The organism is Paenibacillus zanthoxyli JH29, assembly GCF_000520715.1.
GTDB classification, from domain to species: domain Bacteria; phylum Bacillota; class Bacilli; order Paenibacillales; family Paenibacillaceae; genus Paenibacillus_AQ; species Paenibacillus_AQ zanthoxyli.
The window spans coordinates 1-484 of record NZ_ASSD01000542.1; the positions used below are offsets into that span (position 1 = coordinate 1).

Sequence of the window (484 nt, forward strand, 5' to 3'; positions counted from 1 at the left end):
TGTTCGTATGCTCCGCCGCTTTCATATCCGCTGACGCTCCCGGAGCCGGCCGTACCCAAGCCTTCCTCAACGCCTGTGGTTGTGGCCTTCTCCCTGGCGCTTCCCGCGCCGCCCGCTGCCATTCCTTCCGAGGCCGCCGCAATAACCGCATCATAGAACGAGCCTTCGCTGCAAAGGCGCACCTTCGCCAGTTCTTCCTCCGTCAATCCGACGACAGGCGAGCGCAGTGTTCCGGCCAGCGGAATATCCTGCTGCGGGTTGTCCACGACTTTCAGCAGAGAAAGGATAACCTCGACTTCGGTCGCCTGAAAATAGCCCCTGTTCTGGCCGCCGTAAGCCGGAATGCCCTCCAGCCGAAGCTCTTCCAGCATCAGCGGAGCCCACAGGCTCGCGGACCGCAGCAAAATCACGATGTCGCCGTATGCAACCGGGCGCATGGCCCGAAGGCTCTTGTCATAGATCTGCAGCGGCTCCCCCCCCCTCC

Annotated in this window: 1 pseudogene; it reads right to left on the reverse strand. The window is 62.6% G+C overall.

The annotated features are described in order from the left end of the window. Window positions 1–484: pseudogene (locus tag L691_RS33040) on the reverse strand (3'-5' exonuclease); the annotation flags it as partial.